The organism is Alienimonas sp. DA493 (assembly GCF_043951915.1).
Classification (GTDB): Bacteria; Planctomycetota; Planctomycetia; order Planctomycetales; family Planctomycetaceae; genus Alienimonas.
Genome location: NZ_JBINJD010000033.1, coordinates 17,111 through 38,617, shown reverse-complemented (window position 1 = coordinate 38,617; position 21,507 = coordinate 17,111). Strand labels below are relative to the sequence as shown.

Annotated in this window: 20 protein-coding genes; 7 read left to right on the top strand and 13 right to left on the bottom strand. The window is 72.8% G+C overall.

Annotation, left to right across the window (positions count from 1 at the left end; genetic code table 11):
- Positions 1-43 precede the first annotated feature (43 nt).
- The 9 genes from ACG2DA_RS07470 to trpC all read right to left on the bottom strand — a co-directional run bounded on the left by ACG2DA_RS07470 (position 44) and on the right by trpC (position 8,725).
- On the bottom strand, positions 44-1,135 hold the full coding sequence (locus ACG2DA_RS07470) for a peptidylprolyl isomerase (RefSeq protein WP_395254914.1): 1,092 nt from the start codon (positions 1,133-1,135) through the stop codon (positions 44-46).
- A 171-nt stretch (positions 1,136-1,306) separates the two neighbouring features.
- A complete protein-coding gene (locus ACG2DA_RS07465) occupies positions 1,307-2,275 on the bottom strand; it encodes a DUF58 domain-containing protein (RefSeq protein WP_395254913.1) in 969 nt (322 codons plus the stop codon).
- Positions 2,276-2,330: 55 nt separating this feature from the next.
- Positions 2,331-3,476, bottom strand: coding sequence for a hypothetical protein (locus ACG2DA_RS07460; protein ID WP_395254912.1), 1,146 nt, complete (start codon positions 3,474-3,476; stop codon positions 2,331-2,333).
- Between the two features lie 167 nt (positions 3,477-3,643).
- Positions 3,644-4,633, bottom strand: a complete 990-nt coding sequence (locus tag ACG2DA_RS07455) for a hypothetical protein (RefSeq protein WP_395254911.1) — start codon at positions 4,631-4,633, stop codon at positions 3,644-3,646.
- A 171-nt stretch (positions 4,634-4,804) separates the two neighbouring features.
- Positions 4,805-5,134, bottom strand: coding sequence for a Rieske (2Fe-2S) protein (locus tag ACG2DA_RS07450; protein ID WP_395254910.1), 330 nt, complete (start codon positions 5,132-5,134; stop codon positions 4,805-4,807).
- Between the two features lie 49 nt (positions 5,135-5,183).
- Positions 5,184-6,206: a lysophospholipid acyltransferase family protein gene (locus tag ACG2DA_RS07445; RefSeq protein ID WP_395254909.1), complete on the bottom strand. Its 1,023-nt coding sequence runs from the start codon at positions 6,204-6,206 to the stop codon at positions 5,184-5,186.
- A gap of 73 nt (positions 6,207-6,279) precedes the next feature.
- Positions 6,280-6,996 carry a hypothetical protein gene (locus tag ACG2DA_RS07440; RefSeq protein ID WP_395254908.1) on the bottom strand — a complete coding sequence of 239 codons (717 nt, stop codon included), beginning with the start codon at positions 6,994-6,996 and terminating at the stop codon, positions 6,280-6,282.
- A gap of 129 nt (positions 6,997-7,125) precedes the next feature.
- A complete protein-coding gene (locus ACG2DA_RS07435) occupies positions 7,126-7,827 on the bottom strand; it encodes a phosphoesterase (RefSeq protein ID WP_395254906.1) in 702 nt (233 codons plus the stop codon).
- 73 nt (positions 7,828-7,900) lie between these two features.
- Positions 7,901-8,725, bottom strand: coding sequence for an indole-3-glycerol phosphate synthase TrpC (gene trpC, locus ACG2DA_RS07430; protein WP_395254905.1), 825 nt, complete (start codon positions 8,723-8,725; stop codon positions 7,901-7,903).
- Between trpC and ACG2DA_RS07425 the strand changes: the two genes are divergently transcribed.
- From ACG2DA_RS07425 to ACG2DA_RS07410, 4 genes are all read left to right on the top strand, one after another.
- On the top strand, positions 8,724-9,533 hold the full coding sequence (locus tag ACG2DA_RS07425; RefSeq protein ID WP_395254904.1) for a lysostaphin resistance A-like protein: 810 nt from the start codon (positions 8,724-8,726) through the stop codon (positions 9,531-9,533). The genes trpC and ACG2DA_RS07425 overlap by 2 nt on opposite strands.
- Before the next feature lie 101 nt (positions 9,534-9,634).
- Entirely contained in the window at positions 9,635-10,849 is a 1,215-nt protein-coding gene (gene tyrS, locus ACG2DA_RS07420; RefSeq protein ID WP_395254903.1) for a tyrosine--tRNA ligase, read from the top strand.
- Between the two features lie 84 nt (positions 10,850-10,933).
- Positions 10,934-12,004 (top strand): Gfo/Idh/MocA family protein, encoded by a 1,071-nt coding sequence (locus ACG2DA_RS07415; RefSeq protein WP_395254902.1) that lies wholly within the window; start codon positions 10,934-10,936, stop codon positions 12,002-12,004.
- 68 nt (positions 12,005-12,072) lie between these two features.
- Positions 12,073-14,124: a LamG-like jellyroll fold domain-containing protein gene (locus ACG2DA_RS07410; protein ID WP_395254901.1), complete on the top strand. Its 2,052-nt coding sequence runs from the start codon at positions 12,073-12,075 to the stop codon at positions 14,122-14,124.
- A 148-nt stretch (positions 14,125-14,272) separates the two neighbouring features.
- On the opposite strand, the gene ACG2DA_RS07405 is transcribed toward ACG2DA_RS07410, so the two are convergent.
- The gene (locus ACG2DA_RS07405) at positions 14,273-14,488 is read right to left on the bottom strand and encodes a hypothetical protein (protein ID WP_395254900.1); all 216 of its coding nucleotides are present in this window, start codon (positions 14,486-14,488) and stop codon (positions 14,273-14,275) included.
- 158 nt (positions 14,489-14,646) lie between these two features.
- Between ACG2DA_RS07405 and ACG2DA_RS07400 the strand changes: the two genes are divergently transcribed.
- On the top strand, positions 14,647-15,135 hold the full coding sequence (locus ACG2DA_RS07400; RefSeq protein WP_395254898.1) for a hypothetical protein: 489 nt from the start codon (positions 14,647-14,649) through the stop codon (positions 15,133-15,135).
- Between the two features lie 24 nt (positions 15,136-15,159).
- Here ACG2DA_RS07400 and ACG2DA_RS07395 read toward each other — a convergent pair whose 3' ends face one another.
- Positions 15,160-16,212: an HlyD family efflux transporter periplasmic adaptor subunit gene (locus ACG2DA_RS07395; RefSeq protein ID WP_395254897.1), complete on the bottom strand. Its 1,053-nt coding sequence runs from the start codon at positions 16,210-16,212 to the stop codon at positions 15,160-15,162.
- Positions 16,213-16,339: 127 nt separating this feature from the next.
- Positions 16,340-17,719 (bottom strand): ribosome biogenesis GTPase Der, encoded by a 1,380-nt coding sequence (der, locus tag ACG2DA_RS07390; RefSeq protein ID WP_395254896.1) that lies wholly within the window; start codon positions 17,717-17,719, stop codon positions 16,340-16,342.
- Between the two features lie 115 nt (positions 17,720-17,834).
- Here der and hpnC point away from each other — a divergent pair, with 115 nt between their 5' ends.
- Both hpnC and ACG2DA_RS07380 read left to right on the top strand, forming a co-directional pair.
- Complete coding sequence (gene hpnC, locus ACG2DA_RS07385; RefSeq protein WP_395254895.1) at positions 17,835-18,791, top strand: squalene synthase HpnC; 957 nt, start codon at positions 17,835-17,837, stop codon at positions 18,789-18,791.
- Positions 18,788-19,771: a phytoene/squalene synthase family protein gene (locus ACG2DA_RS07380; protein WP_395254893.1), complete on the top strand. Its 984-nt coding sequence runs from the start codon at positions 18,788-18,790 to the stop codon at positions 19,769-19,771. The genes hpnC and ACG2DA_RS07380 overlap by 4 nt, the downstream gene beginning before the upstream one ends.
- A 64-nt stretch (positions 19,772-19,835) precedes the next feature.
- Here the strand turns inward: ACG2DA_RS07380 and ACG2DA_RS07375 are convergent, their stop codons facing one another.
- Positions 19,836-21,446 carry a proteasome accessory factor PafA2 family protein gene (locus ACG2DA_RS07375; RefSeq protein ID WP_395254891.1) on the bottom strand — a complete coding sequence of 537 codons (1,611 nt, stop codon included), beginning with the start codon at positions 21,444-21,446 and terminating at the stop codon, positions 19,836-19,838.
- Between the last annotated feature and the right edge of the window lie 61 nt (positions 21,447-21,507).

Genomic DNA, 21,507 nt, shown 5'->3' with positions numbered 1-21,507 from the left:
CGTGGGCGGCCGGGGCGACGGGGTTTCGCCGGGGGCGATCGGGTCAGCGGGTCGCCGGCGTTTTGGCGGCGGCGGTCCGCGGGTCCTTCACCTCGCCGGTGAGGAAGTTGTGGACCACGGTGCGGTCGCGGATCTCCATGAAGACCTTGGCGACGGCCTCCTGGACCTTCTGCTCGCGGAGTTCCTCCTCGATCAGCGGGCGGACCTCGTCCAGTTTGGTGGAGGCGGCGTCGGTCAGGCCCTCACGCTTGATGATGACGTACCGACGCATGCCCGGGAACGGGAGCTGGATGATGCTGCTGATCTCGCCGTCCTTCAGGCCGAAGGCCTTCCGCTCCAGCTCGGCGGTCTCCTCGGAGCCGTACATGCTGATCGGCGGGATCACGCCGTCGAGGGCCTTGCTGCCCTCGTCGATGCTGTACTCCCGGGCGAGGGCGCCGAAGTTCTCCGGGTTGGCGGCGGCCTGGCTGTAGATCTCCTGAGCCCGGCGGAGGTTGTCCGTCATGATCATCCGGGCCTTCACCTTCGGCCCGTAGGTGCGGACGAAGGCCTTCCGCACGTCCTCCGGGGTGACCGTCACCTCGGTGTCCGCCAGCTTCTCAAGCGCCAGCTTCGGCCAGATCACGTCGTTGGCGTACTGCGTCGGGGTGACGCCGCGTTCGGCTTCGAGCATCCGCAGCCAGGTGTCACGGTCGACCTCGTACTTCTTGGCGGCGGCGAGGATCTCCGCGTTCACCTCGGCCCCGGTCACGGACACGCCGCGGGCTTCGCAGGCCATCTTCACGGTGGCCCGGTTGATCATGGACTCCAGCACCTCGACGCCGTAGCGGTTCAGGCACTCCGCCTCGACCTGATCCTGGGTGATCTTGAAGCTGTTTTTGCCGTCCGACAGCTTGGCGAGCACCTTGGAGCCGTCCGCGACCGCGGGGGCCTGCTCCGGGGCGACGGCGTTGGGCGCGGCCTTGGCGGGTTCGGAATCGATCAGCTGCATCGCCCCCACGCCGGCGGCGGCGAGGGCGAAGGTACCGCCCATCAGCAGCGCCCAGGGCTTCTTCTTCGCCGGGGCGGCGGCGGGAGCGGGGCCGGCGGGGGCGTCGGCCGTGGGGAATTCGGGGGCGGGGGTCCCGTCGGCCATCGTGGCGCGTCCGGTCGGGGTGCGGGGAGCGGGAAGACCGACGGGCGGAGCGATCCCGATCCTTCGCGGGGCGCCGACCGACGGCGAACGGGTCCTAGATCGTGGCGCGCGAACCGGTCAAGACGGCTCACGCCCCCGCCGCCCCGGCCCCGGATCACGGTCCCCGCGGCGTCACGCCCGGCCGGCGCGGTCCGTGAGGAACCGTCCCAGCGCCGCCGCGAGCGGTTCGTCCACGACGGCGGCGGTCAGCGGCACGCCGCCCCGGCGGCAAGCGGCGGTCAGCTCCTTCGCATGGGCCGCGAACGCCGCCCGGTAGGCGGCCCCCCCGTCGGCCCCCCCCGCGGAGACGGTCGGCCCGCCGAACAGCGAGCGAAACCGGCGCGGCTTCTCGAACGGGAACGTGACCTCCGCCGGGGCCAGCGTCCGCAGAACCGCCGCCTCGTGCCCGCGGCGCCGCAGGTCCGTCAGGGCGGCGAACAATCGATCCGCGTCCGTCAGCAGGTCGGAGAGCAGCACGACCACGCCCCGCCGCGTCCACCGCCCGGCCGCCGCTCCGAGGGCGTCGGCAAGGTCGAACGAACCGGCGGGGGAGGTCCGCGTGAGCGCTTCGCAGATCGCCGCCCCGTGGGCCGGCGCCGCGGAGGCCGGCAGCGGAGCCCCGTTCCCGCCCGCCCGCCGCCCGCCCAAGACGGTCAGCGAGACGGCGTCGCGGCGCCGCAGGACCGCCTCCGCCAGCGTCGCCGCCGCCGTCGCGGCGTAGCGCCACTTGTCCGGGTGCAGCCCGGGGCCGCCGTCCGCCGCGGGACCGCGGTAGGCCATTCCGGCGGACGCGTCCGCGACGAGGTGCACCGCCAGCCCGGTCTCCGCCTCGAACTGTTTGACGAACCAGCCCTCGTTCGCCGACAGCCCCGCGGCGACGTGGCGCCGTTTTCGCCAGTCGATCCGCCGCGGGTCGTCGCCCGATTGGAAGGGGCGGTGCCCGGCGAACTCCACGCTGAAGCCGCCCCGGCCGCCGCGGTGGGCGCCGGCCAGCGTGCCGTCCGCCAGGCCGCGGCGGCCCAGCGGCAGCCGGGCGATCGCCGCCAGGGCGGCCGGATCGGGGGCGATCGGACGGGCGTCGGCGGGGCGGGGGGCGCTCATCGCCCGGCAGGATACCGTCGCCCGGTTCTCCCGACCTGAAGCGGCCGGCGGCGCCTCAGCCGTTCGCGGGGAACGGCCAGGGCGGGGGGACGTCCGCCTCCGCCGCCGGGTCGCTCGACCGGGCGGTCGGGGGCGTTTGCGGCGTGGAGTACAGGGCCGAGGCGTTCGTTCCCCCGCCCAGCGAGGCGGCCGGCGTCACCCGGCCGGTCCCCGGCGGGTCGACGTAGGGCGCGGGATCGCCCGCGAACGGATCCACCGGCGCACGGGTCGGCGTCGTCGCGAGTTGCGTCGGCTGCGACTCCCGCCCCGCCCCGGCCGGTCGAGCGGTCGCGGGCAGCGCGTTCGCCGGCGTCGAGGTCGGTCCGGCCGCCTCCAGCGCGGCGATCATCTGATCGACCTGGGCCAACTGCGGGTTGTCGCCGGTGTTCGTGGCGGCGGCGAGGCGAAACTCCCGCAGGGCCGCATCGCGATCGCCGGCGCGGCGATACAGCTCCGCGACGTTGAAGTGGGCGCTCGCCTCGCCCACGGAGGCGACGAAGTGCTCCCGACTGCCTTCGATGTCGCCGCTCATCGCCGTCGCGACCGCCAGGCCGTGGCGGGCGGTACGACGCTGGCGGGTGTCCTCCGCCAGCTCCGCCGCCTGGCCGTAGGTCGCGGCGCTCTCCCCCCAGCGACCGCGGTCGGCCTGGAAGCGGCCCAGGGCCAGCAACGGGCGGGCGTCCGCCGGGGCGGCGTCCACGGCTTTCCGGTAGGCGTCCTCGGCCTCGTCCAGCTCGCCCGGCCGGTCGCCGGCGCCGGTCTCGATCAGGCGGGCCAGGCCGATCAGCGCTTCCACGTTCTTCGGATCCTCCTTGAGGACCCGACGGTACGCCTGCTCCGCGTCCTCCCGGCCGGACGGGCTCGCCTGACCGTTCGAACGCAGGTTGGCGTACGCCAGATCCAACGCCGCGGGGTTCTCCAGTTCGTCCCGGGAGGCCGGCACCGGATCGGCCACAAGCCCCGGCGGGGTCAGGGAAGTCGCTTTCGCCAACACGGCCGGCGGGGACCACCAGGACTTCGCCCCGCCGCCGCTTTCCGCGAGGTTCGCCCCGGTGGCGCCGCAGCCGGACAGGCCGGCGGCGCCGCAGGCCCCCGCCACGGCGGCGGCGCGGGAGAACCGGCGGGCGAAGTCGGTCGGCCGGAAAAACGGACGGACGGACATCGGCGGCCCAAGGGCGGGGGAACGGACGGCAAACACGGCGGAGCCGCTGTGCTCGGATCGACCGGCGCGACCCGCAATCTTGAGCGGCCGACGGCTTCCTGAGGAACTGGCACGGCGACCGCGGCCGGGCGCCACAGCGGCCGGGGTTGCTCGGCGGCGGGGAGCCGTCAGCTGCCGGTCGTCACGGCGCTGGCGTTCGTCACCGGCACGCGCGGCTGCGGCGTCGATTGCAGTTCGTCGCGGCGAAGCCGGTCAATCTCCTCGGCGGGGCGCCCGGCCAGCGGGGCGACGCCCAGCGACACCGCGGGGGCCAACTGCGGGGCGCCCATCTCCACGACCGCCTCCCGCACCGCGGCAAGCCGGGCGGCGCCCACCTCCGGCGCCGCCCCGGCGGCGACGACGATCGGCGAGACGGTTCCCGCCGAAGCCGCCGCCACCGCCGCGACCTGCAGATGATCGCGGCCGGCGTTCGTCAGCAGATGGGTTTCCGGATCGAAGTGGAAGCCGTGCAGCGCCGCGTGTTCCGCCCGACCGGCGGCGACCTGCGCGGCGAGCAGCCCCCGCACGTACGCCCGATCCTGACAGCTGTACGGCAGCGGCCAGTAGTGGGCGTGGTGTAACTGCGTCTTCACCGAGGCCCGCGGCGCCGTCGATCGCGGGAACGGCGGCCACTTCAGACCGCCCGATTCCTTCTGCCGCGTGCCGGGGGGATTGATCGACTGGGCGGCCGGCGGCGGACAGTGGCCCCCGTCCGGGACCAAACCATGGACCGGCGCCAGCCCGCCGAACAGACGCCGCTGCGGCGCCGGTTCGCAAGCCGTCCCGCCGCCGCAGGGGGCCTCGCCCACGCAGGGCACTTCGTAGCCGCTCGTCGTCGCGACGGGTCCGGACGCGGGGCGATAGCCTGCCGGAACGACCTCGGGTCCGGTCCCCGCCGCCGCAACGGAGCCGCCCGGCCGAGCGGTGAGCCAGCTCACCAGCGCGTTCGGTTCTTTCGCCGAGGCCGAGGCCGACGCCGGGGCGCCCGAGCCGTCCGGGACGAGACCGAAGGTCTGGGCGCCGGCGGTCGGCGCCGCGACGCAGAGGGCGGCGGCGGCAAGCAGCGAACGCCGACCATGGCGGGCGGCGGCGGGCGACGGGCGGCGGACCGGGCGCATGGGGTCTCTCCGGGAGGGGAGGGCGAGCGGGAACGGCCGGCGCGTCTCCGAACGATGCGGCCGGGGGTTCCTATCGACCGACCCGCCCCGCACGTCCGGCCCCACCGCGATGGCCGGCAAACTCGACCGGACCGAACGAAGCCGACCCGCCGCGTCGAGCCGCCATGAGCCTCACTCCGGCTCGGGGAGGTCCACCCAGACGGCGTCCTCCTCGACGATCACCGGGAAGGATTCGTGCTGAATCTGCGGGGTGAGGGTGTGCGAGCCGTCCGTCACGTCGAATTGCCAGCCGTGCCACGGACAGGTGACGACGCACCCCGTCAGCGCCCCCGCCCCCAGCGGCCCGCCGGCGTGCGGGCAGAGTCCGTCGAGGGCGAACCATTCGCGGCCGTCCCGCGGCTCGGCCAACCGGAACACCGCCACCAGCCGATCGCCGACCGGGAACTCTCCCGCAGCTCCGGGGCGAACGTCGTGGACGGAACAGAGGCGCACGCGGGACATGCCCTCATCCTAAGGCGCTCCTCCGGAGTTCGTCGCGGCCGGATCGGGGTCAGGCCGCCACGGCCTGGGCGGCGGAGGAGCCGCCCGCGTCCGCGGCCGCGCGGCGTTCCTTCTCCAGCGCCGCGGCCCGTTCGCGGGCCTTGCGGCCGCGGGGCTTCGGCACGCTTTTCCAGCGGCGGTGCACCCAGAAGTACTGCTCCGGGCTCCGCCGCACCACGCGTTCGAGCGCCGCCGTGTAGGCGGCGGTGAAATCCTTCACCGCGGACCCCTCGGTGAAGTCCCGGGGGTCGAGAATCGCCTCTGCGCCGATCTCGAACCGAACCCAACGGTTGCGGCGGAAGTCGTCCGGCAGGCGCCGGGCGTAGGCGACGAGAACGAGCGCGTCGTACTCGATCGCCAGCAGGGCGATCGACTTGAAGGTGCTGGCGTCCTTGCCGAAGAACGGCACGAACAGGCCGCGGGAGCCGGCGTCCTGATCGGCGAGCAGCCCGACGATCCCGCCCGCCTCGAGCACTTCCGTGACTTCGCCGCCGCCGCCCTTCTTGGAGATCAGCCGACCGCCGCTGGCCCGCCGGCGCTCGGCGAACCAGCGATGAATCAACGGGTTGTCCAGATCCCGGGCCACCACGGAGAGGGGAATGCCGAACGCCCCGAAGGACTCAGCGGACGCCTCCCAGTTTCCGAAGTGCCCGCTCAACATGATGACCGGGCGCCCGCTGTTGAGGACCCGCCCCGTCTCGTCCCGGTTCCGGAACGACATCACGTCCGTCATGTTGCCGCGACGGACTTTGCGGTCGAACGTCGCCATCTCCGTGACGAGACGGAACAGATGCGTCCACATCGCCCGCACCCGCTCGTCGAGTTGGGCGGGGGAGAGCTCCGGGAAGGCGATCCTCAGGTTCTCCCGGGCGACCTTGCCGCGGGTCCACTTGGCGGGCAGCGCGCACACGACCGCCGCCAACCCGCGACAGAGGGCCGCGGCGGAGGGGGCGGGCAGGGCGGAGAGCGCCGCCGCGACGGTTCGGAAGGCGGCGAACTCCGCCTTCTGCCGAAGTGTCGCGGGAGGCGTCATCGGGGAACGATTCGCGGGAACGAAATCCGGGGCGGCGGGGCGGCAGCGACGCGGGGGCGATCCCGCGCGGCCGCTAGTTCCGGCTGACGCCGCCGTAGTTCGGATCGTTCGCGGAGATCCGCTTCGCCGGCAGCGCGTTCGGGGCGGCGGCGCTGGCCGCGTCCGGGACCTTCTGGACCCAACCCTCGGTGCTCCACACACCGTACTCGGCCCGCACGCTGCGGCCCAGATCGATCAGCAGCCCGCGGACCTTTGCGTTGGACATGTCCTCGTTCGCCACGACCCGCTGCAGCACGAACCGCCGGTTCGCCGGGATGTAGGCGAAGAACTTGCCGTTCCCCATCCGGTCGTTGGCGGCGAGCATCTTCAGCAGGGCGCTCCGCGGGACCGCGGCCGCGGTCTTGGGGAGCTCGTCCAGCCAGGCCATCACCCAAAGGCTCTGGAGGTTGCGGGAGAGCACCGCAGACATCGTGAAGTCCCACTGCTCGCCCTCGAGCGTGGTCTTGAACTGAAAGTCGTAGCGGCTCTTTTCCTTCGACGGCTTCAGACCGATCGCGGCGAGCAGGGCGCCGAGCGACTCCTCCGTCAGACCGCCGACGGGGAGGGGCTCCGGTTCGCCCGCGGCTTCGGCGGGGGCTTCCTGGGCCCGCAGCGGGCCGGCGGCGGCGAAACTCGCGGCGCCGGCGAGGGCCGCCCCGAACAGTCGGCGGCTCATGCCGAGGGAGCCGGCCGCAGCCCCCGCGGGAGCGGCGCCGGTCGGAGCGGTGGGGGTCAGATCCGGGGCCGGCATCGGGGACGTTCCTTCGTCTCGGGCGGGAAAACTCCGGCATCCAGCCGGCCGGAGCGTTTTAGCAGGAGCCACGCACCGGGAAAACCCTTTGACGGATCCCCCGCTTCGTCCCGACCGGACGCCCCTGTTTCAAGGGCGATCCGCCGTCGGGAACAGCGCCTCCAGGGCGATGCGCGTCCACGATTCGAGCCTCGCCGGATCCGCCAGCAGGGCCGCGGGGTCGTAGAACCCCACGTCGATCATCGTCTCCTCCTGGGGCGTCACTTGCGGGAAACTTTTCCGGTTGTGCGGATCGGCGGGGCGTTCCTGACGCAGGTCGAGCCGGTGCACCACCCCAAGGTGCACCCGGCCGACCTCGGTCGCGTCGTCGTTGATCAGGCCGACCAGTCGCTCTGCGTAGCCGCCGGGGATCGCGACTTCTTCCTCCAACTCCCGCCGCATGCCCTCCCGGTACAGATCGTCCGCGGCGGCCGAGCCGTTCCTGGAACCGGCCGCGGCGAGGGCGTCGCGGTCGACGGTGCTCACGTGGCCGCCGACGCCGCAGGAAATCTTCGCCGCCAGCCGGGCCTCCCCGCCGCCGGCGCCGCGGCGGTAAGCGAACACCCGCTCGACCGGCGCCCCGTCCGGCCCCGCCGCCCGGGCGATCAGCACGCAGTAGGGGATCAGCTGCTTGTGCGTCGGATCCTCCTCCGCCTCCGGCCGCGGCAGATAGAGGGTGTTCGCCGGATCGAGCAGCCCCGCGAGAGCGGCGGTATCCGTTTGGAACCCTTGGAAATATCCCAGTTCCCGAAACGTGGCGGTGGGAACGCAGAGGACGTGTTCGACGGGCATTGAGCGGGCGGCGAGACGGACGGCGGCGATCAATCTGGCTGTCGGCCGGCCGGCGCGGGTCGCGCCAACGACCTCACTCCGGCTCGAACGACCCGACCAACTCCCGCACTTTCGCCGCGGGGTCCGGGGCCCGCATCAGCGTTTCGCCGATCAGCGCCGCCCCCACGCCGGCCGCGGCGAGACGGTCGATCTCCGCACGGGTCCGGATGCCGCTCTCCGAGACGAACGTGACCCCCGCCGGACAATCGGCGACGAGGCGGAGTGAATGCTCCAGATCGACGGTGAAGGTCCGCAGGTCCCGGTTGTTCACGCCGACGACCGTCCGCCCCGGGGCCGCCGCGGCGAGGGCGGCGACGCGGGGCATGTGCTCCGGCTCGTACAGCTCGATCAGCGTGTGTAGGCCGAACTCGCCCGCGGCGGCGTGCAAAGCGGTTAGTCCCTCGCCCGGCAGGCACTCCGCGATCAGCAGCACGGCGTCCGCCCCCGCGGCCCGGGCCTCGGCAAGTTGGTAGCGGGAGACGATGAAGTCTTTCCGCAGAACCGGCAGTCCAATCGCCGCCCGCACGGCCTTCAGATCGTCGAGCGACCCGCCGAAGAACGGGCCGTCCGTCAGCACGCTGACGCAGTTCGCCCCCGCCGCCTCATAGGTGCGGGCGACGCCGACCGGGTCCGCCCCCTCGGCGATCGGCCCGGCGGATGGACTGGCCCGTTTCACCTCGGCGATCAGCCCCAGCGGCGAGCCCGCCGCCCGGTTCTCCGGACGCAGGGCGGCGGTGAAATCCCGGGCCGGGGGGGCGTCCGCGGCGGCGGCCTCCAGCTTGCGGAGCGGGACCGCCGCCTCGCGGGTTTTCAGGTCGGCCCGGGTGCGGGTGAGGATGTCGTCGAGGATCGTCGCCATGCCGGGAGGGTACAGTCTGAACGTGAATCTTCCCCCGCCCGGCACGCTGTTGGTTCTCGTTGCGGTCGCCCTCGGCGTGGCGGCGTGGGGTGTTGCGGCCTACCGCTGGCTGCGACGAGAGCGAGTTCTGGGGCCGCCGGAGCCGAAAACGGTCGCCTTGTGGGGCGCCGCGGCGGGCGTGGGGGTGTGGGTCCTCGCGACGCTGTTCGCCGGGCTGCTGCCGGCGGAGGCCGTGTCCCCGCTGGTCCGCACCGTGCTGCGGGCCGGGGCGATCGCCGCCGGGGCGGCGGGCGTCTGGGCGGTCGCGACGAACCGGGGCGAGGCGCCAAAGGTTGAACCGTCGCCCCGCTCCCTCGTCGACGACCTCCGCGACGGGGTGGTCACGTTCCTGCTGGCCCTCCCGCCGACCGCCGCGGCGTTCGTCGCCACCCTGTCGGCCCGCACGGTGGAGGGGTCGAATCCGCTGCTCCTTCAACTCGTCGAAGGGTCGGCGGGAACGTGGGCGCTGGTCTGCCTCAGCGCCGTCGCGCTCGCCCCGGCGGGGGAGGAACTGCTGTTCCGCGGGCTGCTCCACGGTTCGCTGCGATCCGCGGGGCTGTCGGCGGCGGCGACGATCGCCGGCACGGCCGCGCTGTTCGCACTACTCCATCAACCGCAGGACTGGGCCGCCCTGTTCGCGCTGGCCTGCGTGCTGGGCTGGAGCCGGGAGCGGACCGGCTCGGTTCGGCCGGCGATCTTAGCCCACGCGGCGTTCAATGCGTTGATGCTCGCCTGGGTGTTGCTGGACGGACTGGGGAAAGCCGCCTGACCGCCCCCGCCCGGGGCGGTCCGCTTGCAACGATCCGCCTCGGCGACGACCCTGCCGCCCCGATCCCGAATCGCCCCCGTTCGCCCCGAAAGCTGCCGCCCGTGTCCTTCGCCCCCGTCGACGAGCAGCTCGAACTGCTCACCCGGGGCGTCGAGAAGATCGTGCCGGAGGACGAACTCCGGGCGAAGCTCCAGAAGAGCCGGGAGACGAACACCCCGCTGCGGGTGAAGTACGGCATTGATCCGACCGGGATCGACCTGCACCTCGGCCACACGGTCCCGCTGCGGAAACTGCGGCAGTTTCAGGAGTTGGGGCACACCGCCGTCCTGATCATCGGCGACGCCACGGCCCGCGTCGGCGACCCGTCCGGCCGGGACGAAGCCCGCTCGAAGAAGCTGTCCAAGGAGCAGGTCGACGCCAATGCGGCGGACTACCTCAATCAGTGCGGCAAGGTGATCGACCTGCCCAGCGCGGAGGTCCACCGCAACGGCGACTGGTTCGACCCGATGGGCTTCGGCGAGCTGCTCGGCCTCTGCGGGCAGGTGACGGTCGCGCAACTCCTCACGCGGGAGGACTTCGCCAAGCGCTACCGGGAGGAGAAGCCGATCTTCCTGCACGAGTGCCTGTACCCGGTCATGCAGGCGTGGGACAGCGTGCAGATCCGGGCCGACGTGGAACTGGGCGGGACCGAGCAGCTTTACACCTTCATGCTGGCTCGCGACTACCAGGCCAACGCCGGCCAACCGGGGCAGGTGGGCGTGATGAGCCCGATCCTCGTCGGCACCGACGGGGTCAAGCGGATGGGCAAGTCGCTGGGCAACTACATCGGCATCGCGGAGGAGCCGTACGAGCAGATGAAGAAGTTCATGCGGGTCTCCGACGAGAACCTGCGGGATTACCTCACCCTGCTGACGGACCTGCCGACCGACGAGATCGAGGCGCTCATCGCCGGCCATCCGAAGGAGGCCAAGGTGACGCTCGCCAAGCGGGTGATCGGCGGCTACCACAGCCCCGCCGAGGCCGACCAGGCCGCGGACCGCTGGCAGAAGGAGATCGGCGGCGGCGGTCTGCCCGCCGATATCCCCGAGCGCCCGTTGCCGGCTCCCGCCGACGGCCTCGTTCAGGCCGTCGATCTGCTGACGGCCCTCGAACTGGTGAACAGCAAGAGCGAGGGCCGCCGGCTGATCCAGCAGGGCGGCATGAAGCTCGGCGAGGACAAATCGCCCGTCCTCACCCACGACGAGCAGGTGCCCGTTTCCGACGGGCTGCTGGTCTGGGCCGGCAAGAAAAAGTTCTGCCGCGTGGCTTTGACGTGAGGGTGGCAGGTTGAAGGAAGAAGGTTCAAGGTAGCGGGCCAGTCGCCTTCCACCTGTCACCTTCAACCTTCCACCGCTTCGCTCATGCACGGTTTCGGCATCGTCGGCACGGGGATGATCTCCAACTTTCACGCCAACGCGATCGCGGAGATCGACGGCGCGAAACTCATCGGCTGCTATAACCGCACGCCGGAGAAGGCGGCCAAGTTCGTCGAAGAACACGGTGGGGAGGCGTTCGACTCGCTCGAAGCCCTGCTGGCGGACGACCGCATCACCGCCGTCTGCATCAACACCCCCAGCGGCGCCCGCAGGGACATCGCCGTCGCCGCGGCCGAGGCGGGCAAGCACGTCGTCGTCGAGAAGCCGCTGGAGGTCACCCTCGAACGCTGCGACGCGATCATCGACGCCTGCGACAAGGCCGGCGTGAAGCTCTGCACGATCATGCAGAGCCGCTTCAGCGTCGCGAACGTGGCCCTCAAGCAGGCCGTGGACGCCGGCCGGTTCGGCAAGCTGACCCTCGGCGACACCTACGTGAAGTGGTGGCGCTCGCAGGAGTACTACGACTCCGGCGGCTGGCGGGGCACCTACGAGCTGGACGGCGGCGGCGCCTTCATGAATCAGGCGATCCACAACGTGGACCTGCTCCTGTGGTTCATGGGCGACGTGACGGAGGTCTCCGCCGTGACCGGCACGCTGGCCCACGAACGGATCGAGGTCGAGGACACCGCCGTCGCCGCGGTGCGATTCGCCAACGGGGCGCTCGGCACGCTGGAGGCGACCACCGCCGCGTGGCCGGGGCTGCTCAAGAAGACGGAACTGCACGGCACGACCGGCACCGCGATCGTCGAGCAGGACAGCTTGCTGATGTGGAAATTCGCCGAGGAAACCGACGCCGACGAACAGATCCGCCAACGGTTCGCCGCGCCGGACACGATCGGCGGCGGGGCCGCCGACCCCAAGGCGATCTCCCACGCCGGACACCGCGATCAACTGAAGGACTTCCTCCAAGCGATCGACAGCGGCGGGGAGCCGCTGGTGGACGGCCGGGAGGGCCGCAAGAGCGTGGAACTGATCCTCGCGATCTACGAAAGCCAACGGACCGGGCAGCGGGTCGAGCTGCCGTTGACGCAGGACCCGCCGCGGCCCAACGCTTAATCGGTTCTTCATCCCTCCTAAGCCGTTCGCCGCCGGACGGGGGCGGATCGTTCGGCTACCGTGGCCGTATGCACCGCCTCCTGTTCGCCCTGCCGCTCGCCCTCGTCACTGCGGGGACCGTCCCCCCCGCCTTCGGCCATCCGCCGGGGGCGGAGGGAGAACACGACCATGACCACGCCGCCGACGCGGCCCCGGCGTCCGTCTTCACCACCCGCCCCAACGCGGGCCGGCAGGTCGTCCCCCCGCAAGAGGAGGGGATGTTCCAGTTCGTCATCTTCGGCGACCGCACCGGCGGGGAGCCGGAGGGGATCGAGGTCCTCAGGCAGGCGGTGAAGGACACGAACCTGCTGGACCCGGACCTGGTGATGACCGTCGGGGACCTGATCCAGGGCTACAACCAAACGCCCGAGTGGATGGTTCAGATGCGGGAGTACCGCGGGGTGATGTCGGAACTGAACATGCCCTGGTTCCCGGTCGCCGGGAACCACGACATCTACTGGCGCGGCCCCGGCGAGCCGCCGCCGGGCGAGCACGAACCGGAGTACGAAAAGCACTTCGGCCCGCTCTGGTACAGTTTCGAGCACAAGGGCTGCGGGTTCCTCGTGCTCTACTCCGACGAGGGCGACCCGGTCACCGGCGAGAAGACCTTCAGCAAGGGCGCCGCCCAGACGATGAGCCCGGAGCAGCTCGCCTTCGTCCGGCAGTCGCTTGAACAACTGAAGGACTGCAAGCACGTCTTCGCCTTCCTGCATCATCCCCGCTGGATCGGGGCCGGGTACGCCGACGGCAACTGGGACGAAGTCCACAAAACGCTGGTGGAGGCCGGCAATGTGCGGGCGGTGTTCGCCGGGCACATCCACCGGGTGCGGTACGAGGGGGTGAAGGACGGCATCGCCTACCACGCCCTCGCCACCACCGGCGGCCATATTCCCGGCGAGGAGCCCGTGCTGGGCTACGTGCACCACATGCACGTGGTGACCGTCCGAGACCCCGACGTGAAGCCCACCCCGCAGAACCACGCCGGCATGACCGTCGCCATGCTGCCGGTCGGCGCCGTGGCCGACCCGCGCCAGTACACGCCGGAGCGGCTGGCTCTGCTAGACACGGTCCGTCGGATCAAACTCCAACGAAAATCCGCCCCGCTGACCTTCGGGGAGGAGGCGGTGTACGGAGAGTACGTCGCCGCCTACGCCAACCCGACGGACACACCGATCGAGGTGGAGATCGCCCCGCGGGGGGGCGAGGCCGGCTGGCGCTTCGCCCCGGATCACCGGCACGCGACCGTCGCCCCCGGCGAGACGGCGGAGTTCGCCTTCTCCTACGCCCTCCGCGACGACCGCCTGCCGGAGAGCGTGCCGGAACTGGTCCTCGACGCCGACGTGATCGACGGGGACGCCCGCGTCTCCCTGCCCACCCGCACCCTGCCGATGGACGTGGAGCTGGGCGGGTTGTCCGAAACCTTCTTCACGGACGCACCCGACCGCGGCGTCCTGTTGGACGGCGGCTCCGCGGTCCGCGTCGCGGACGACGCCTTCCGCCTGCCCGCGGACAGCCCGTTCACGCTGGAGTGCACCTACACCCCGGACGCCGCCAGCTTGAAGGGCACGCGCGGCCTGGTCGCCAAAACGCAGAACAGCGAGTTCGCCTTCTTCCTGAACGACGGCGTGCCGCAGTTCGACGTGCACCTGTCCGCCCCCGGCGCCGGCTCCGGCCGCTACGTCACGGCGGTCAGCCGCCTGAAGCTGGACGCCGGCACGACGTACCGCCTCGCCGGCGTCTACGACGGCGCCGAAGTCCGGATCTACGTCGACGGCCTGCCCGTCGGCGCCACGCCTGGCGCGGGGAAACGGACCCGCAACGACCTGCCGCTGTACCTCGGCGGCGACCCGGGCCGGGGCGGGGAACTCACCCGGCCGGTCTCCGGCGTGCTGAACGACGTGCGGCTCTCCAAGACCGCCCGCTATGAGGAGCGGTACGAACCGGCGGACGCCCCGCTCGCGCCGGACGCCGACACCGTGCTGCTGTTCCCGCTCGACCGCCGCGTCGGCCCCTTCTTCCCGGGGCAGGGGACCGAAGGCGTCGTCGGCCGGGCCGTGGGGGACGTGCAGTTCGCGGAGTGACGCCGCTCGCTGAGCCCCGACCGTGAGGGAGGGGCCGCTCTCGACGTGGCAACCGTCGGCGGCGCTGTGATCGCCGACGGCGGTGCGACGCCCGGAGTCTGCGCGGGCGGGTGAAGGGCCCCTCCCTGACGGTCGGGGCTCGTGGGGGCTACGCTTCCGCTTCGCGGTCGATCCGTTCCATCTCGTCGAGGATCACCGGGTGCCAGTCCGGCTGGCGGGCGCCGGCGTTGCAGTACCGCTGCCGGGCCCAGGTGCGGAGCTTCATCTCCGTGACGAAATCCACCTCCCCGAACGCCGCCTCCCGCAGGAGGACGGACGAGCCGGAGGTCGCGGTGCGGGGGGCGTCGAGGACGGCGGCGGGCATCGGGAGCGGTGGCCTCGGTCGGGTCCCGGCCGCGACGGGCCGGCGTGGGGGGTTGAGAAAGAACGCCGGGCTGAGCGATTGCACAATCGCGGCGCCCCGGACGATTCGGCAGCATAGAACGTTCCGCCCCGCCGCCCACGTCTTCCCGCGAGTTTCCCGTGAACGTCGATCCGGCCCCGCCCGCCGATCCCGCAGAACCGAACGCCCTCCCGGCCGACTTCGCGGCGCTGGCGGCCTCGCGGCGGGAGTGGGTGCTGAACGTCCTGCGACCGTGGTGTCGGGTCGCGAGCCGCCGGGACCTGCGGCTCGCGGAGAGCGCCTGGACGGACCTCGCCGGCGACGTCGGAACCCGCGAAACCCTGTGGGCGTGGGCGTGGGAGCGGTTCCCGGTCCTGTGCGAACCGGGCCTGACCCCGCCGTCGGAGTCCCGTCCGGTGCGGGTCGCGCTGGCGGACGGCCGGACCGTCGTCGGTACGCCGGACGGGCGCCGCTCCGTGCGGGGGGAGCTGTGGCTCGTCGGCGACGGGGCCGACGGCCGGGAGGAGTTCGGGCCGTTCGCCCTGGATCAGATCGCCCAGGTGGAACCGGCGGAGCAGACGGCCGGCGGGCCGCACCCGCCGCCGCGGAACGTCACCATGCCGCACTGAGGGCCGCGGGTACGGCGGCGGGCCTCACTCCGCCGGGCGAACCTCGCAGACGGCGCCCTCCGGCAGGTCCGGCCAGAGCGGGCCGGTGGGGAGGATGCGAACCGTCGCCAACCCGTCACCGGCCTCCGGGCCGACGGAGACGACCCGGCCGCGATACCCGTCGCGGCGGTCCGCCTCCCCGAAGGCGAGCGTCACGTCCGCCCCGGCGGCGAACCGGGAGAGCCGGCCGGTGGGCACCTGGGCGGAGACGTACGGCCGGGCGTCGTCCCGCACGGCGGTCAGGGGTTCGCCGGCCTCGGCCAGGGCGCCCGCCGCGGCGGCGAACCGCCCGACGCGGCCGTATCCGGCGGCGTGCACCGTGAGCGTCGCCGGAGCCGCGGTCAGTGCCGTCCGCTCCGCCTTCGCCTCGTCCAGCGCGGCGGAGGCGGCCGGTACGCCCGCGGCGGCGGCGACGGTTTCGGGCAGGGCCTCCAGCAAATCGAGCAGTTCCGCCTCCCGCAGGTCGCACAGGGCGATGCGGGCTTCGAGCACCTCCGCGGCGTTCGCGGAGGAGGCGGCCGACGCGGCGGAGCGGGTCCGCAGGCTCACCGTGCGGGTCGGCACGGAGGAGCGGGGGGAGCCGTCCTCCAGACCCTCGCCGTCGGCGGCGGCCTGCAGGGCGGCGTCGAAGCGGTCGCGGAGCAGGTCCGCCGCCTCGGTCCGCACCGCGTGCAGGTCCCGCCGCACCGCGGCCCGGCGCCAAGCCAGGTCCAGGGCCGCGGCCCGCTCCGCCGCGGCGAGCGCTTCCTCGGCGGCGGCGACCGCGGCGTCCGCGGCGGTCAGTTCGGCCGCCCGGCCGGCGTCTTCCAGTTCGACCAGCGGCGTTTGCGGTTGCACGGTCGCCCCGGGCTCGACGAGCCAACGGACGACCCGACCGCTCCGCGGGGCGCGGATCAGGTCCTCCGCTGCGTGCAGCGTTCCGAACGCCGGCCGCGGCGGGCCGGGGGCCAGCAGGGCGAGCGCGGCGGTTCCCGTCATCAGCGCCGCGCCGCAAAGGGCGAGCGTCACTGCGGGGCGGGGGCGGGGCGGGCGTTCCATCCCCGGACCCATCGGCCGCCGCCGCCGCACCGTTTCAGGGCGGCGCCGACCGCCGGAGCGACCCGCACGCCCCGCACAGCGGGCCCTCCCGCAACGACTTGCCCGGCCGGCTCAGCGACCGGCCGGCTCAGCGGCGCTCCGACTCCGCGGCGTCGTCCTTCCCGCGGGAGCGGAAGTAGAGCCGGATCGGGATTTCCGGATAGGGCAGCTGGTCCCGCAACTGGGCGAGCAGGTATCGCTTCCAGTCGTCGGCGAACAGCCCGGGCTCGTTGCACTTCAGCACGATCGTCGGGGGCGTCACCGCGACCTGCGTGGCGAAGAAGATCTTCGGTCGCCGGTTCTTCTTCATCGGCGGCGGGTTCTTCTCCAGCGCCGTCCGCACCACCGAGTTCAGCCTGCCGGTGCCGACCCGCTCCCGGGCCTGCTTGAACAGGCTTTGGGCCAAGTCGACCACCGGCCGCACGTTCCGGCCGGCCTGCGAGGTGAGGAACGCCACCGGCACGTACCGCATATTGGCGAACGTCTTCTCCAGGTAGTCCGCCCAGCGCTCGCTGGTCATGTCGGCCTCCAGCGCGAGGTCCCACTTGTTGACCACGAAGATGCAGGGCTTGTGCGCCTCGACGATGTCTGCGACGAGCTGCTTGTCCACCTTGGAGATCGTGCGGGTGGCGTCGAAGGTCATCAGCACCACGTCCGCCCGGCGGATGCTCTGCTGAGCCCGCACGGTGCCGTAGTACTCGACGTCGTTCGCCAAACTTTTCTTCCGGCGGACGCCGGGGGTGTCGATGGCGACCAACGCCCGGCCGTCGACCTCGAACCGCAGGTCGATGCTGTCTCGCGTCGTGCCGGCGACCTCGGAGACGATCACCCGCTCCTCGCCGGCCAGGGCGTTCAGGAAGGTGCTCTTGCCGACGTTGCGGCGGCCGACGACGGCGAGCTTCATGACCGGCTCGGTCGCCAGTTCGGCGCCGCTGCCGGCCTCGTGCTCCCCGGCCGGGGGCAGGGCCTCCAGCAGGGCGGAGACCAATTCCTCGCGGCCGCGGTTGCCCTTCACGGTGGTGGTCACCAGCGGGGCGTCGAACAGTTCGAGGAACTCCGCCGCGTCGGTCTCGACCTTGGGGCTGTCGCACTTATTGGCGGCGATCACCACCGGCTTGCCCAGCGGGTGCAGCCGGCGGGCGACCTCCCGGTCCAGCGGCAGCACGCCGGTCTGGGCGTCGCCGACGAACAGCAGCACGTCGGCCATCTCCAGGCCGACGCGAATCTGGCCCTCGATCTCCTCCTCCAACGCGTCCGAGTCGACGATGCCGATCCCGCCGGTGTCGATCAGTTCGAAATAGCGGTCCCCCTCGTGCATGAGGTGGGTGAGCCGGTCGCGGGTGACGCCGGCGGTGGGGTCGACGATGGACAGCCGCTCCCCCGCCAGCCAGTTGAACAGACTGCTCTTGCCGACGTTCGGACGGCCGACGATGGCGACCCGGGGAATGGAAGTGGCGGGAACGGACATCAGAGGGGGGCCGGGGTGGCCCGGGCAGCACGGGGACGCGGCGGAAGGGGCATCGTTCGCCCCGCGTCCCGCTCGGGGAAGTGTCTGGGAGGAACGCCCGTTATAACGGATTGCCGTGCCGACCGCCGCCGCCGCCGCCGTTTCGCCCGCCGATCTGCCGCCTCACCTGGAGGGGTGGACGCCGCAACGCTGCGCCGACGCCCCCGCCTCGCCGGCCGAAGCCCGGGAGCACGTACGCCGGTTGGCGACGCGGCACTACGAAAATTTCCCCGTCGCTTCCGTCGTCCTGCCGGCGGACCTGCGGCCGCACTTTCACGCCGTTTACGCCTTCTGCCGCTGGGCGGACGACCTCGGGGACGAGGTGGAGGGGGCGGCGCGTTCGCTGGCGCTGCTCGACTGGTGGCGGGGCGAAACGACCGCGATGTTCGCCGGCGAACCGCCGCGGCACCCGGTGTTCGTCGCCCTCCAACCGACCGCCGAGCGGTTCGACCTCACGGTGGAACCGTTTCTGGACCTCATCTCCGCCTTCGAGCAGGACCAGACCGTCGCGGCCTACGACGACTACGGCGACCTTCGCGACTACTGCCGCCGCAGCGCCGACCCGGTGGGGCAGATCGTGCTGAAATTGCTCTCCGCCCACACGCCGGAGCACGTGGGGCTGTCCGACTCGGTCTGTACCGGCCTGCAATTGATCAACTTCTGGCAGGACGTCGCCCGGGACGCCGACATCGGCCGCCGTTACCTGCCGACGGCGGACATGCAACGGTTCGGGTACTCGCTGGACGACTACGCCGCCCGCCGCACGACCGCGGCGTTCGTCGACCTGATGCGGTTCGAGGTGGACCGGGCCGAAGCGCTGCTCTCGACCGGCCGCCCGCTGGCGGACCGGCTGGGGGGGCGGTTCGGGGCGGCGATCGACCTGTTCGCCTCGGGGGGGCTGGCGATCTGCGGAAAGGTGCGGCGGATCGAGTACCGGGTGTGGGAGACGCGGCCGAGACTCGGCAAGCGGGACGCCGCCGGCCTGCTGGCCGGGGCGGTCGCCCGGGGACTGCGGCGGGCGGCGCTGCGGTGAGCGGTTCGACCTCCCTCGACGCCCCGCCGCCGGCGGACCTCGACGCCGCCTTCGCCCAGTGCACGCGGCTGGCCCGGCGAACGGGAAAGAACTTCTACTGGTCCTTCCTCACCCTCCCGGCCGATCAGCGGCGGGATATGGGGGCGTTGTACGCCTTCATGCGGGTGACGGACGACTTGGGCGACGACCCGGCCGAACCGCTGGACCGCCGCCGGCTGGCGGTGGCGAATTGGCGGGAGCGGACCGCCGCCGCCCTGCACGGCGAGGCGATCGACCCCGCCGCCCCGCACGCCGCGGCCCTGATCGCCTTCGCCGACGTGGCTCGCCGCCGCGGCATCCCCCCCGGCCTGCCGCAGGACGTGATCGACGGCGTCGCCGCCGATCTCGCCGCCCCGCCGCCGGAGCCCGGCAGGCCGCGGGTGTTTTTCGAGACCGCCGCCGGCCGGGACGAGTACTGCTACCACGTCGCCGGCGCGGTCGGCCTGTGCTGCCTGCACGTCTGGGGCTGCGAGCAGCTTTCCTCAGACGGGGGAGACGGAGCCGCCCGGGAGCCGGCGTTGGCCTGCGGCCGGGCGTTCCAGCGGACGAACATCCTGCGGGACGTCGCCGAGGACGCCGCCGCCGGCCGCGTCTACCTGCCCGCCGACCGGCTGGCCGCGTTCGGGGTCGAGCCGGCGGACCTGCTCGGCGCCAATTTGGCGGACGTGCGGGACGGGGAAGCGGTCCGCCAGCGCATTGAACGCCTCCTGCGGTGCGAAGCGGACGAAACGCGGGCGGAGTACGCGGACGCCGAGCCGCTGTTCAACTTCGTCTCCCCCCACGGCCGCGGCGTGTTGCACGCCATGACGCGGATTTACGGCGAGTTGCTGAACCGCGCGGAGCGGGCCGGGATCGACGTGCTGAGCCGCCGGGTGCGGGTGCCGTCGTGGCGGAAAGCCGCGGCGGTGGCCGGCGGGTTGGCGGCCCGCTGGCGGCCCTGACGCTCCCGAGCAAGACGATCCCGAGCAAGACGATCCCGAGCAAGACGATCCCGGCAATGAGGGCTCAGTCCCACGACGGCGGCGGCGTGCCGAGACGGACGGCCTCCCCACGGGCCGCGGCGGGGGTGTCCGGCGGGGGCCGACGGGCGGCCTCGCGTTCGGCGTCGGTCAGCGTCCGTTCGATCAGTCCCGCCCGTTCCAGCCGATCGAAGGGGGAGTCCGGCGCCAACTCGTGATACCGCAGATCAAGCTTCCGGGCGGCGTCGCCGCGAACGCCGGCCTCCTGGAGCAATCGCCGTTTCGTCACCCAGTCGAGCACGCCGAACAGCCGGTCCGGCTCGTCCGCCAGCGTTTCCAGGCCGTCCAGGGCGTCGCCCCAGCGGAGCACGAGATCCCACGCCGCTTCCGGCACGGCCGCGGGATCGGCGGCGGCGACGGATTGCAGATGATCGCGCACCGCGTTCAGGCAGGCCCGCTGGATCTGCAACGCCGTCGCCCGGCCGCCCCCGACCAGCCGGACGGAGGCGGTGAGCGTCGTGTCGGCGGCGAACCGGTGCAGGGCGGCGATCGGCCGCCGCGGCGTCGGCGGGCGCCAGTCCGGCCGGGCCTCCAACAGATCGAGCATCAGCGAGGTCGTGCCGAGCTTGAGGTACTCCGCCGCCTCGCAGCGGTTCGAGTCGCCGAGATTCACCGTGATCCGCTGCCGCGAGTCGCCCAGCTTCGTCCACTGCGACGCGTCCACGGGAGCGCCCATCGCCCGCTTGAACTGCGGCCCGGCGCTGAACACGCCGCGGCAGCCGGGCAGGTCCGAGATTCCCACGACGAACCGCAGGGCGGTCGCCTTCGCCGCGACTCGAAAGCGTCCGCGGCGGTCCACGGCCCCGGCACCGGTGAGGATCACGCGGCTGCCGAGGAAGGGCATCAGCCGGTCGGCGTCCGCCAACGGACCGCGTCGGACCGCCGGCAGGCCCACGGCGACCAGCGGGAGCAGCGCCGCCTGCGTCACCGGGATGAGGATCCGTTCGGCCCAATCGGGGAACCCGAGCGCCACCGCCTCGTTCGGTCCGCCGGGCGGTCGCCGGGCGGCACGCCGCCGTTGGGCAGGCGTCTGCCAGAGCTTCGCGAGCGGCGCCGCGAGCAGCCAGACCGGCGCCGTGAGCAGCGCGATCAGCAGGCCCCCCGCCAGGGCGAGCAGCCAGAAGAGCCCCGCGGCGGCCGCGAACGCCCGGCTCCAGCGCCGCCAAGCGGTCAGACGCTTCGCGGGCAGGCAGACCTCGTAGTTCTCCTGCCCGCCGAACGAGCGCTCGAACGCGTCGCGATCGACCTTCAACAGCGTCGCCGTTCCGCCGCAGGAGCCCGGGGGGAAGGCGGCCCGGATCGCTTCGCCCAGTCGGCGATCCTGCTCCCGGGAGGCGGCGAGAGCGACGCGGGGGCCGCGACACTCCGGCGTCGCCCCCTCCACCAGCCCCGCGTCCGGGGCGTTCTTGAGCACCTCGAACCAGACCGCCCCGCCCGTCGGCAGGTAGCGGCCCCACTTCGTCATCGCTCCGCCGGGCCTCCCCAGCGCCCCGTCCCGCCCCAGCCGATCGAGCAACCGGGCGAAGATGGTGCGGTTCGGCACCCGCGGTCCGCCGGGCCGGGCCGGGCGGTACCGGATCGCCAGTTCCGACTCCACGCCCGTCAGCCGCTCCAACGGCCGGCGCCCGGGCGGAGCGGGGGGCGCCGGGCGCCTCGGT

Excerpts from the sequence above, each read along its gene's own strand:
- ACG2DA_RS07470 (WP_395254914.1), bottom strand. The coding sequence starts at position 1,135 with ATGGCCGACGGGACCCCCGCCCCCGAATTCCCCACGGCCGACGCCCCC.
- ACG2DA_RS07465 (WP_395254913.1), bottom strand. The coding sequence starts at position 2,275 with ATGAGCGCCCCCCGCCCCGCCGACGCCCGTCCGATCGCCCCCGATCCG.
- ACG2DA_RS07460 (WP_395254912.1), bottom strand. The coding sequence starts at position 3,476 with ATGTCCGTCCGTCCGTTTTTCCGGCCGACCGACTTCGCCCGCCGGTTC.
- ACG2DA_RS07455 (WP_395254911.1), bottom strand. The coding sequence starts at position 4,633 with ATGCGCCCGGTCCGCCGCCCGTCGCCCGCCGCCGCCCGCCATGGTCGG.
- ACG2DA_RS07450 (WP_395254910.1), bottom strand. The coding sequence starts at position 5,134 with ATGTCCCGCGTGCGCCTCTGTTCCGTCCACGACGTTCGCCCCGGAGCT.
- ACG2DA_RS07445 (WP_395254909.1), bottom strand. The coding sequence starts at position 6,206 with ATGACGCCTCCCGCGACACTTCGGCAGAAGGCGGAGTTCGCCGCCTTC.
- ACG2DA_RS07440 (WP_395254908.1), bottom strand. The coding sequence starts at position 6,996 with ATGCCGGCCCCGGATCTGACCCCCACCGCTCCGACCGGCGCCGCTCCC.
- ACG2DA_RS07435 (WP_395254906.1), bottom strand. The coding sequence starts at position 7,827 with ATGCCCGTCGAACACGTCCTCTGCGTTCCCACCGCCACGTTTCGGGAA.
- ACG2DA_RS07425 (WP_395254904.1), top strand. The coding sequence starts at position 8,724 with ATGCCGGGAGGGTACAGTCTGAACGTGAATCTTCCCCCGCCCGGCACG.
- trpC (WP_395254905.1), bottom strand. The coding sequence starts at position 8,725 with ATGGCGACGATCCTCGACGACATCCTCACCCGCACCCGGGCCGACCTG.
- ACG2DA_RS07415 (WP_395254902.1), top strand. The coding sequence starts at position 10,934 with ATGCACGGTTTCGGCATCGTCGGCACGGGGATGATCTCCAACTTTCAC.
- ACG2DA_RS07410 (WP_395254901.1), top strand. The coding sequence starts at position 12,073 with ATGCACCGCCTCCTGTTCGCCCTGCCGCTCGCCCTCGTCACTGCGGGG.
- ACG2DA_RS07405 (WP_395254900.1), bottom strand. The coding sequence starts at position 14,488 with ATGCCCGCCGCCGTCCTCGACGCCCCCCGCACCGCGACCTCCGGCTCG.
- ACG2DA_RS07395 (WP_395254897.1), bottom strand. The coding sequence starts at position 16,212 with ATGGAACGCCCGCCCCGCCCCCGCCCCGCAGTGACGCTCGCCCTTTGC.
- der (WP_395254896.1), bottom strand. The coding sequence starts at position 17,719 with ATGTCCGTTCCCGCCACTTCCATTCCCCGGGTCGCCATCGTCGGCCGT.